Annotated in this window: 6 protein-coding genes; all 6 read right to left on the bottom strand. The window is 45.5% G+C overall.

Features of this window, described 5'->3' with window-relative positions:
* Window positions 1-1717, bottom strand: a 1717-nt coding sequence (locus VIM72_RS17615; protein ID WP_332004141.1) for a DUF6443 domain-containing protein, incomplete at its 3' end; no start/stop codon positions are given.
* Between the two features lie 35 nt (window positions 1718-1752).
* Window positions 1753-5256, bottom strand: a complete 3504-nt coding sequence (locus VIM72_RS17610) for a hypothetical protein (protein WP_332004140.1) — start codon at window positions 5254-5256, stop codon at window positions 1753-1755.
* Window positions 5257-5328: 72 nt separating this feature from the next.
* Window positions 5329-6480, bottom strand: coding sequence for a hypothetical protein (locus VIM72_RS17605; protein ID WP_332004139.1), 1152 nt, complete (start codon window positions 6478-6480; stop codon window positions 5329-5331).
* Between the two features lie 30 nt (window positions 6481-6510).
* Entirely contained in the window at window positions 6511-7929 is a 1419-nt protein-coding gene (locus tag VIM72_RS17600; RefSeq protein WP_332004138.1) for a hypothetical protein, read from the bottom strand.
* Between the two features lie 14 nt (window positions 7930-7943).
* On the bottom strand, window positions 7944-9068 hold the full coding sequence (locus tag VIM72_RS17595; RefSeq protein ID WP_332004137.1) for a hypothetical protein: 1125 nt from the start codon (window positions 9066-9068) through the stop codon (window positions 7944-7946).
* A gap of 128 nt (window positions 9069-9196) precedes the next feature.
* The gene (locus VIM72_RS17590; RefSeq protein WP_332004136.1) at window positions 9197-12553 is read right to left on the bottom strand and encodes a DUF1080 domain-containing protein; all 3357 of its coding nucleotides are present in this window, start codon (window positions 12551-12553) and stop codon (window positions 9197-9199) included.
* Between the last annotated feature and the right edge of the window lie 13 nt (window positions 12554-12566).

Here is a 12566-nt window from a genome sequence, read left to right as displayed (position 1 = left end):
CGTTAAAATCATACAGGCTGGTAGTTACATCCTGTCCCCCACTAAGGTTATCTGCCAATACCTGGATCAGCCGTCCTTTATCGTTGTAGTAGTTGGTAGTTGTAAGCCACTGATCCGTACCCAGTACCCTTACTTTTGTACCTGTAACCAGACCCTTTATCATAACGCTGGCAGTGGATGGTAATGCCTCTGCATTTAAGTTAGTTCCGGCCTGGGGTTTGGTAATGTCTGCACTTATATAGTTCTGTTTACCTGCAAAGCTATAGCTTTCATAAAAGGTATAAGTCAGCGGTGTTAAGGCGCTGATAGGAATATTTGGCAGCGGGTTGGTAACAGTAACGTTCGCATTGCCGTTAGTAGCAGAGGCGTTGATTTCCAGGGTCACGTCTTCACCAGCTCCGGTATCGAAGCCATCGGTGAGTGTAATGCTGTTGGTAGCCTGGTAGGAGCTGCTGCCATTATGGTTAGCCAATACAAGATCCGCTGTTCCTGGGAAGTTATAAGACAGGCTTTGCGTATTGCTGGTGGCCGTATTCATAGTTCCCTGCAAGGTGGCGCGGTCGGTGGCAACATTGTACAGGGCTGTCATAGTAGGGCGGTTCAGCCCATCATAAAAAGTAACGAGCCAGCTTTTACTTTTCAAATTACCATCGCGTGAAAAAGCCAGCCTGTCGCGTACATCATATACCATTTCTGTGGAGTCTGCACCAGGCACTTTTTTTAAGATCATACGGTTACGGCCATCGTAGCGGTAAATAAAACAGAGCTCCGCTGCAACAGCAGTACTGATGGTCCAGTTACTGATGATGGCTTCCACTGCTTTGGGAGGCATTACAAACCGCAGGTTGCCCAGGTCGTCGTAAGCATAATAAGTACATAACCAACCCATGTGCGCGGAGCCTGGGCTTGCACTTAACTGGACTTTTTTCAATATCACTCTTCCTTCCTTATCCTTATATTCCACTACCTGGTTAGCGGCTTCATCGACCGTTACATTCTTAAACAGCTGGCCGGCGGCATATACACGTCCGGATGCACTGGTAGGAACAATCGCTCCGGCGGCAAATTCCCAGATCCGCACAGAGTCTGCCGCGGTGTTTATAAGATATTGATTTTCTACAGGGTGGTTCCCTCCTCTTTCTACCGTGGAAGGATCATTCTTTGCCCAGCTGTTACCCGGAGCATAGGTTTTTAACACCCGGTTCAATGGGGATGCTTCGTAATCAATTCTGGAATAATAAACACTTTCCCCTGCCGCTCCCGGGGCCAGGGTTGTATTCTGATAAAAAGCCTTCTGTGCATTAAATGGATCGGTTTTAAACTTTCCATCTTTTACATTCTGGGGGGCATAGGGAAGATATTTGGCCTGTTCTCTTCCAAACTGGTCATACACAACGGGAGATACAATATCATTACCCCCAAAGCTCATGGCTTTGGCTACGGTTTGCAATGGTCTTCCGAGGCCGTCCACATAGGCCGTTGTTTGCCTGACTTCCGCTACCGTGCGGCTGGCGGAGGCTACGTAGGCGGTATCGGTAGTTGGCAATGCAGGTTCCCAGGTACGAACGTAGTTGATAAGCGGGTTGGTATAGGCAGCCGGAGTTTGTACAGGTACAGCAACTGGCCTTGTGGAGGCATTGGGAGTCTGGGCATTTACAGCCAATGCACCCGATAACAAACCGATAACAATACCGGACAATCTTGGGTAACAAGACATTCTATATTGTCTTAAGACAGGTAGCAGGGATGAAATCATTGGTTAATAGGTTGTTGATACTGATAGTCAAATTGTTTCAAAATTTTACCATCCTGGTCTTTAACGATGGCAAGGCGATTCATATTATCATACTGGTAATAGATAATGCTTCCATTTGCGTCACATTGCGACGATATTAAAACAGCTGGGTTATATGTAATGCTTGTCATGGTCGCCTCCTTAGGATAAAGTCTCAATTCGTCAAGGTTACCTGTTCCGGAAAGTGTTACAGTAGTAGTCCCTGAAATCTCTTTCTCGTAATAAGTCCATCCATTTTTTACCGGTCCGGTTGTACTTTTCACCACATTGTTTACGGTGAAAGCAGCTTCGCTATTTGACCAATAAGAAATAATATACGTTTTAGCAGCGGTCAGTCCGCTCTTGGAAATGGCCGCTCCGCCAAGACTGAGAAATTTGGCGCCTGTAATTCCTCCCGAACCAAAGGTTGGACTGGCAGGCAGCACCCAATTGCCACCAGCCGCTGTTTCAAAACTGGTATAAGCAATATCGGCGTAGATGGCATTTATGACTTCGCATACCGGAACACGGGCATTGTAATCCCAAATATAAGTATGCAAAGCATCGTTGGCCTTACCTTGCGTAAGCAAATTACCTTTAGCATCATATAGTATGAAACGTACCCTGTCTTCAAATGGCATCTGGGCCTGCCTTTGTCTTATACGTCCCGGATGGGGAACAGTATTAACGCCATTCTCAATTGACGGGAAATTAACCTGTTCAGATACCGTGACACTATTGCGTTTATTTGCTCTGTATACAGGCTCTTCTATTATATTAAAAGTATTTAGTTTGTCAATAGCTGTTCTCTCATCGGTGGTTATACCCGCTGAAGTCAGTACGGGATCTGCTGCACCTTGTGGATAATCCCCCGGATATTTTATCTCCATTTCCAGTTTTTCGCCATCAGATGCCCAGGAAGTTAACCTCGTCGGTTGTTGATGCGCCGCATTTCCATAGTAAGTTACTGCCTGAGATGTCAATGACTTTCCGGAGTCGTCATACGTGGTGGTAACGGTAGTATCAATGTACAACCAGCGGGAATATAAAGTATAGCTGGCCATAGCCAGGTTAATGTAGTCATTTACAATGGTATTTGTTCCTGGTGTACAGGCCTGAAAACCTCCTCCTACAGATGAAACCGCATAAAATATACTATCCCGCCGTAATCGCTGATCATCTACATAATGATTATTTATACTTTTTGTTAGTACAAAACTAGTATCTATCTTTTTATAAAATCTCGTAGAGAATTCCAATCCATTAAAGATGCCTGTGTTAGACAATGGATAGCTGAAGAAATCATTACCAGTAACAGGGCTTCCTGTTACATCAGGCGATACATTGTATTCATGCGTGACGGCTCCCCCATCTCCATTATCACCGTACATTTCTGTCACCAATATATAGTATATGGATTGTCCCGAGTAGGAGTAAAAATCATATATACTATTAGACGTCGCCCTATAAAAAAAGCAACCGTTGCCACCAGTACATTGCTTTACTGTAAATGAAGTGAAAAAATTAGGTTCTTCGTTCACTGCCATTCCGGTTGATTGCTGCAGGTTATCCACCCCGTTGTAGTAGAAACGGGTGATTGATTCTTTATTAACAAGCGGATCAAACCGGCGAATTTTCTTCAGACGTATTCCGGGCATCGGCCTTTCAGTAAGCTTAAGACCTGGATAGTAGTAAAGCGTCAATTCAGAACTCACCTGGCTAAAGTGCTTCACCCGGAATTTGTAGCTTTTACCAGCCACGAGGTTAAATTCAGCACTGTTCGACTGATCCATTTCAGTTCTCCCCAGTGTTTCAACCACAGCACCTGTTTCGTCCAATAGGTCCACTAATATGTAATAGTATTTGGTATAACCTTCACCAGGATAGGTATCTGTCTCATTATTACAGGTCATGCTAAAAGAGACCCGTTGATTCTGATAAATCGGAATATATTCAGACTCTGTAGTGACCATTTGTTTAAATATTTTGCCTCCCTCTCCAAAATAGTTCCAATAAGTATTGGGAGCTATAGAATAGTCTTCATCATACACAGTATTTGACTCATACTCAATAGTGTCATACCCACCTGTAGGATAGGTTACCTTGTTAAGCGAACCGATTTTCGCATATTCAGCGTTAGGCGACCGGTTGGCGAATCCATAACTCGCCATCGCATTTGCTACCTGCTGGTTTGATGGTTTAGGTATCATGTTAGCGTTATATGCTCCATTATAATACCCCATGTAGTCCTGCGAATTTGACAACCGTTCTGGAAGAGACCCCAAGCCAGTATATTGAAACGCATATTTTTTATTCCCCGGATCTGCTTTTACTTTTCCCTCTTCTATACTCAGCAAGTACATGCGCTTTGCCAATGTCGCCTCACTGCCGGAAACCGATGGATAAGTATATGAAAACCAGAAATTTTTATTTACCTGACCATTATTCTTAATCTCCAGCTGATCAAGTCGAACATCCCCTGTCACATCCTCTCTCGGTGAATATTTCAGGTTGATAGTATCTCCCACGGCATCATATACCTGAATAGGATATACACCATAATTTCTTATTGTGATGAGACAGGAAGCAAAATCAGCGCTAGCCGAACAACTATTTTCAGTACTGGGCAAACCATAAGTAAATACCTGGCTTTTATGAGCCTGATATACAAACTCACAATCTGCGTATTTTATGGTAATAAGATCCCCATCAGGATGTTGAATTGTTGTCAAAAACCAGGCGTTATTGATCTTGAGTCTGCTGTATGAACTCCACAAACAATTGTTCACAGATGTGGACGATTCCTTTGCACTAAAAGTATACTTTACTCCATCCGGCGCAGTAATAACAAATGAGTTAAAGCCTGATGGTGCAATGAGGAGATTATTCTGTTCCAGCTTAAATATCTGCATATTCTGATAAATAAACCTTCCGGAATACCCTGCAAAATTATAGGAAAATATATCTGGCTGCGGATCTGCACTACCATTTGAGATTGCATTCATTGCGTTAACCAAGGTTTGACCTGAAGTAGTGGGAAATGCCGGAGGCAATTGTGTTCCTGCCTGCTCATCGGGAGTTCCCATAACTGTTCTGCTGATAACGCCTCCACAACTAAAAACCCAATTATGTCCGGTTCTTGAAGATATCTCATCTACTTTAAGCCCTCCTGTTCTGTAGCTTAAAGAAACAGGAAACTTTAGCTGTCTTGATGACATTTCGGACAAAGGAATACTTACGTTTACCTCCCCACTGGAATAATTATTCTTTATAAGCCCCGCCCGGCCCAGGTCGCCGGCGGTTGGAGATGATGGTAATACTGCTACTATATTTGAATTATTCTCACCAGTAGCCGGGTCACTCATCGGTATGGCAACAGTGGTAACATTATTATCTGTTTTTTGATGTTGGGCATAAACACAAATGGTAAGACAAAACAAAGGAACATGCACCAACAATTTTACAACAAAGCTCTTACTCATAATATTATATTCTTAAGGATATTCAAATTTTGGTTATAATTAGCTCAGAAGATAAATAAACTCAATTCTACTTCATCTCTTTTTCAATCTCTCCAACTCCTTCCGCTGCTCCAAACTCTCCTTTTTAAGCTCAATAATATACAGCGTCAGCTCCTCAATCTTCTGCAACAACTTCTTATTCATCTCCCCTACATCAAGTCCATCCTTTTCCACCTCCTTCTCTGAAGGAATTTCCGGCAGGTGTTTATTGATTTTAATAAAGCGTTCCACTTCCTGCAGTGATGGCAACTGATACTCCGGATGAAATACAAAATCCGCCCAACCACTTTGCATAACCTTCACTTTCTGGGCAAAAATATCTCCCTTTACGGCCAGCTTTGCCTGGGGAACACTCGTACCTATACCTACATTACCATCACCTCTAACGTATAATAGCGGCTTACCTCCGCCGGTGGCGCCGGAGCCATCAGGATTAGCATTATTTAAAACGGCAAATGAATAATTGCTAGCCGTTCCGTTCAAAGTACCCACAGCTACTCCGTAATTTTCTCCCCACAAATAGGCTGAAGCGCTGGTAGTGTTCCCCATAGAAACGGTGTGTAACTTATATCCCGGCACCGTACCAATTCCGATTTTACCCATATTAGTGGTATTTCCCTGCACGTCTTCATACGATAACTGATAATACTTATTGTTGTCGAAATCACATTTCAAACCGTAAGTGCTGGTACTTGCAACAAATCCAACCGGCGCAGTAGTAGTTTGCTCAAAAGGAGCTGTATTTATGGGGCTGTTAGTCAAATAATCAATCGTGCGGTAGTATATTCCTCCCCATTGGTAATTAGCCCTTACCCATAATGCATCGTTAAATACATAGAAGGTGGCGGCAGAAGGATTACCGGAAATAGTGCGGATCTCCAAACCATCAAATCTTCCAATGGTATTCTCATATTTGTCTATACGGATACGGTAGGTACCCTGCATGTTATAGTAATTCGCATCTCCCTGGATGTCCAGTTCAATAGTGGTGGCGTACCGGTGTGCGTCACTATTAATTTTAGCTATTTTGTAATAATAAAAAGGGTACGGGGATACGCCCGCATTAGTGGCGCCTATAGAGAGCCAATCGCCTGGCCCGCCTGCACGGGCAGCAGATACATTCACGCTGACACTTGTAAAAAGGACAATGATTAACAAACGGTACAGGTTAATAAACAAACGCATATATAGTAGTTTTTGTGGCTAATAAAATCTCTAAAAATTATACCCCAGCCTCACCTTCACCGGGTCCGTTCTCGGCACATGCTGGTTATACAAAAAGTCGAACAGCACCATCATATTCCCCTTCAGCTTACTATTGATCTTATACTTCTTACTGATCCCGATCAACCCGCTCTGAGTCCATTTCTGCCCTACTCCTTCAGGCACGCCGGCGTAGTCAGGCTGATAGTTCTGCTCATAGCCGCCGTTCAGGAAAAAGGTGCCTTTTAGTTTCCAATCGATGAAAGAGCGGATGCCCATACCCTGGCTGGAAAAACGAATGTTATCAAAGCCGGTGCCCATGCCCAGTTTATAAGAAAGACCAACACCGGCGCTTCCGTTCTTGTGGAACTTATAGGCAGCCTGCCCGGCGAGATCGCCGGTAGAAGGAAAGAATTTATTACTGCGCTGGAACTGGATGTTGCTGCCAAATTCCAATCTTTGCAGGAAGCTTTTTGTTTTCATTTCCTTTGGTTTGAAGTCCGGCATTTCCGCGGCGTTATCAAGATCAGGGAACTTGCTTTTCAGTTCATCGAACTTACTACGGGCTTCGGCCATTTGCTGGCTTACTGCGGCGCTGGCATTGGGGCCGCTGCCTAAGCGCTGCTGGATAAGCTGTTCCACCTGGTTACGGGTTTGCAAGCCTTCCAGGTTTGGAGCCGATGCAGTGGCGCCTTGTATATTGAACAGGCTGGCGAGTTGGGAATGTTTCTGCATGAAGTCATTAAAAGCGGGGATCTTCTTAATCACTTCCATCGCTTTCTGTTCTGCTTTCTTTTTGTCTTTAAAAACCTCTTTATACTCCTTTAGTTGCTGCGCATAATAATAGGCTTCCTTGTTCATTTTCTGCAGGTCTTTAGTAAAGCCGGTATATTGGCTTAGCTGTTCCTTCAACAGTTGCTTACGTTCACGGATATACGCTTTGATCTGTTCTGCCTGGGCGAGTTTATCTTTCAGGTTATCGACAGATTTCAGGGAACCGTTCAACTTATCAGTAATGCCTTTGGATTGTTCCAGTAATCCTTTGGAATCTTTCAGAAAAGACAATGAATTACTAAGACTATCAAGATAAGGACCGCCCTGGGTTAATGCGCCGGAGTACTTTCCAAGCTTGCCTTTCATACGGGATTTCAGGCTGCCGAGGGAATCAATGGAATGTGCGAACAGGTTATTGGCCTTCAGGGAATCGATGCGTCCCAGCCGGCGTTTCAGCTTTTCTTCCTGCTTCATAAACCGGCTCAGGGCTTTTTCACTGCGCGCGGTGATCTGCCGTTCCATTTTATCGGACTTTTGTTTTACCTGCGACAGGTATTTCCCTGGAATAGCGTTCGCTTTCTGCAACAGGCTGTCCTGGGCTTGTGCGGTATACAGGCAGACAAACAATAATAAGGACAGTTGATAAATAGTTTTCATGGCAAATAAGGGGGTTATTTTGTAGCAATCTGCTGCTTCAGTACTTCCACTTCTTTAGAAAGGGCATCCAATTGTTTATTCATCTCTATAATATACAACATTTGCTCTTCAACTTTCTGTAAAAGTTGTTTGTTCATCTCCCCTACATCCACCCCTTCTTTTTCTACTTCGCTGGCAGATGGAATACCGGGCAGATGCTGATTTTTTGTAACAAACTGTTCTACTTCAGACAAAGCAGGTAACTTGTAACCGGGATGGAAAACGAAATCCGGCCAGTTGGCGTAGGATTTAACCACTACTTTTGTGAAGATGCCACTGCCGTTTACGGCAAGTTTATAGCCTTTGGTATCTGTGGTGCCAATGCCCACGCTGCCGTTGGCTTTTACCAGCATAAGGTTTACACCTGCACTGTTAACCGACAAGACATTGGCAGTTGCAAGTCTTGCGCCTGTTTTATTTCTGCTATCGAGTATAATCCCTCCATAAGGAATATCAGAAGCGGGAAGTACGTCTTCTACCTCCGATATAAAATAAAGGCCAATTGAGCGGCCCGGCACATAACTTCGCCCGGTGATATTAGGAATGAAATTGCCCACGGCACCGGTAGCGTTCATAAAACTAAGTGCACCATCAGTTGCAACAACATCTGTTTGCGTAAATTTGGCGAATACAGTTCCAGGCAAACTTGCTACATGAAGCCGGGCTGCCGGTGAAGTTTCTCCAATTCCCAAAAATCCATTATTTGCAATCCTCATTGCTTCAAACTCGCCTCCACTACCTCTTACAAAAAACTTCATCGCTGACATCCTTCCCGAAGCAATCGTTCTTTCCACTTCCAGCTTTCCAAGGTCAGAGCCAGCCATGTTAAACTTAACGGCACCAACAACATCCAATACATCCGATGTATGTGTTAGCTTAATGTTCGACAAACCAGCCGAAGATATTTCCAGTTTCTCAGTTGGCGAAGTAGTGCCAATACCGGCATTACCAGTGGCTTCAAATTTATTCTGGGCATTACTGTCAAGACAAATCCCTGTCAGGATGCAAAAGACTACAAGTAGTGAATATTTCATAAGTAAAGGAAAAAGAGCGGGTTGAACACCACAGTTAATAATAAGGCTAACAATATTTCTCCACAAAGAAAATGACTATTCACAAATTAATGGTTAACACGTTCGTTGTATTTAAACTCTTTATAATTATCAAGATACCATAAAAAAACCGTCCCCGCCATAGCGGGAACGGTTCCGTATCTCAAAACAAAAAACTACAGTGTTTTCACCCTGATATTCCTGAATCTTACAATAGAGCCATGGCCCAGGAAGCCAATATGCCCCGTTTCCCTGTTCAGGCCGGGGTGGTTCTTATGATCCAATGTCCCGTTTTTACGGGCATCGGCAATATCCCCATCAAGGATAACGGTGCCATTAAGTATTACTTTGATATGGGTGCCGTTTACAATAGCTTCTTCTGTATTCCATTCGCCAACAGGCTTCAGGAATCCGCGTTTAGCGGGAATTACGCCATATACAGAGCCATGATACTGGTACACGTGCAGGTCTTTATAAATATCTGCTTCGTTATCCAGGATCTGGAGCTCCATACCTTCATAAGCGGCATCGCCTTCCAGCGGTGCGCGGATACCCAGGCCATTGTTAGCGCCTGGCGTAAGCTGGAACTCGAAACGGAAAGAGAAGTTTTTGTACTCGTCTTTCGTATAGAGGTTACCGTGACCACCATTGGTTGGATAGATCACCAGGTTACCATTGTCGATTACATAGTCTTTGGTATTGCCTGTCCATTCGTGCATGTTGGTGCCATCGAACAACATTTTGTAGCCGGCTTTCTTTTCCTCATCACTTAATACATACGGTTGCTGGCGCGGAATTTCACGGATGTATAAGTCGCGGTAAGCCACGTAGGTACCATGTGCCTGCAATTCGATCTGTTCTTCCGGGAAGATGGGCAGCTTACGGTTCCAGTAGTTTTCCAGGATGGTGTTGTCTGTTACCAGCTCGCCGTTGAGATATACAGTTACGCGATCGCCCTGCATGAGGATACGGAAATGATTCCATTCGCCGATAGCGTTATCCGCCAATTTCAGTGGTTTGCTTTCATGCTGCTGGTTGTTGTATAAGCCACCGGAACCTACCTGTGCGCCCACATCAATACGGGAAGTATCCCATATCTGTACCTGGGGCGAACCACGGAGATAAATACCGGCATCGCCCTGTGAGGTGATCTTCCAGTCGACCAGCATTTCAAAGTCGCCGTATTTCTTTTCTGTGCAAAGGTTATCCCCGTTACCGCTAAATACCAGCAGGCCATCTTTTACCGACCAGCCTTTACGCATATTATCATTGGCCTTATCCTGTGCTTTACTGAGTGCTTTTGCATCCATTTTACCACGGGCTACCGGGTTCTCTACCAGCCCTTTCCAACCGGTAAGGTCTTTACCATTGAAAAGAGGAACAAACCCTTCACCGGCAGGCATTTCAGCGAGGTATTTGCGGATCGACTGCCGCTGGTAATCAGCATCCGGCCCGTTCAGCACCTTCGCTGTTTTCTCCAGCAGGGAACGAACAATGGCGCCATTATAACTTTTATCTGCCAGGGCAATGTTCATCACAGCATTGGCCGCTGCCTGTTGTACTGCTGTATTGTCGAGGTAGTTGCCGGCAAATAATAACGCTGGTATTGTTTTGCAACGCTCTATGCCTTCCAGTGCTTTCTGCTGTATAACTGTTGAGGGCGACAACTCCATTACATTGCGGAACATCAGCAGCTGCTGATCAGCAGGTAAACCGGAGCGGCGGGTGAGCCCCACGTAACCGGCAAGGGCTTCATCGCGGTAAGCGGCGTCATCACGGGCAATTTTTAGCAGCACCGGGGCCGCTGTAATATTTTTCCAGGAAGCCAATGCCCTCACCGCTGCTTTTTTCGTAGCAGCATCACCGTTAGTAAAGGCAGTAGTCACAGGCAACAGCGCTTCTTTTTCCCCGATGCCCGCCAGTACAGGAAGATAGCGGGATTGGTTAGCTGCCGGCGCCTGCTTCATTTGGGTAAGCACATCATTGCTGGAAGCGCCCGCGCTGATAAGCGCCGCCTGGATGCTGGCAATATCTGTTTCACTGCCGGTACTATTGAGTAAGGTAAATAATTCAGGAAGATTTGCCTTTGTAGCCACATCCTTCAATGCGGCAATAGCCGCACTGCGGGTAGCGGCATCTGTACTGGCAGTGAGCGGCAATACATCCTGTACACGGCTGTCTGCTTTACGTGCAGCCAATACCGTTAGTAAAGCAGTTTGCGCAGCAGCAGGCATCGTTGCCAGTGAGGCGCCTGCCTGTGCAGCCACTTCTTCGCCCGGCATAATGAGCAATGCCTGCTTTACTGCTTCCACGGTGGCGGCATCGCCGGTTTTCATGGTTTGCAGCAGTGAAGGTAACGCAGCTACGCCGCCGGTGCTGCCGGCAGCTTTAATGGCAGCCAGTTTCACACTTTCGTTTTTGCTGGCTAATAGTTTCTGGAGGGCAGGTAAAGCAGCGGCCACTTTATTATCTCCCAACATACCAATTACAGCAGCTTTATTGGCATTATCGGCGCCCGACAGTTTCTTCAGCCATAAGGCATTACCGGCTAAATTATATTGTCCTGCAAATTTCAAAGTAGCATCGCGGTACTCCGCATTTTTATCATCAGCAGCAGCTAACAGCAGCGGCATGCTCTTTTCACCATTAATAGCTGTAAGCAGTTTCAACGCCGCGGTGCGGGTATGCACCTGGGCATCTGTTTTTGTTTGCTTAAGCAGGTTCTCTGCTATTTTTGCTGCGGCTGCTTTATCAGCGATGTTGGCAGCGTAGTACAGGTAGGAAGCAGTAGCATCCGTTACATCATAAGAGTAGCTACTTTTAGCGGCTGCAGCCGCCAGTACCGGTGCAGAAGCCGGTGCGCCGATCTGCGCCAATGCATAGAGCGCTACTTTGGCGAGTTTCTTATCTGCGTTGGCAGCCAATGGTGCAATAGCAGTGGCTGCAGCGACATAACGGCTATCCCCCAACGCTTCTGTAAGTGTAATGCGGTTATTGCCGGAAGCTGTGCCCAGCGCCTGTAACAGGGCTTGCTGTGCAGCAGGCGTATTTATCTTTACCAGTGCGCGGGCAGCGGGGTCACAAAGACGGTCATCTGTCAGATACGACTGTAACGTGCTGGTAGCATTATCCTCTGCCAGTGTTTCCAGCTGGGTGATGAGGAAGAATTTATTTTCAGGTTCCGTTGTTTTCGCCAGTGCTTTGGAAAGCGCTGCAGACGCCTGTTTGCGGGCTGCCTCTTTTCCAGGCTGGGTAACGTAGTAGGCATAACCTGCCAGTGCATATTCCAGCTGGGTGTTATTCCCTTTTCCGGGAGCCGCCAGCATACCGGCAATAGTAGTAAGCCCTTCCTCTCCCAAAGCCGCAATAGATTCCATATTGGTGTTAAACTGCGTTTTATTGGGAGCAGGCATCAGTGCCAGTACATCGGCTATTTTGGTATGAAATGCACGCTGGTCTGATGGCCCCTGTGCGGAAACCAGGCTACTCCAGCCAACCAGTAATGCAACGAGTAAGTATAATATCTTTTTCATAATTCGTTTACTT

Origin of the sequence: Chitinophaga sp. (genome assembly GCF_036569185.1) — a bacterium.
In the GTDB taxonomy this organism is placed as follows: domain Bacteria; phylum Bacteroidota; class Bacteroidia; order Chitinophagales; family Chitinophagaceae; genus Chitinophaga.
This window is presented reverse-complemented; position numbering and strand designations above follow the sequence as displayed.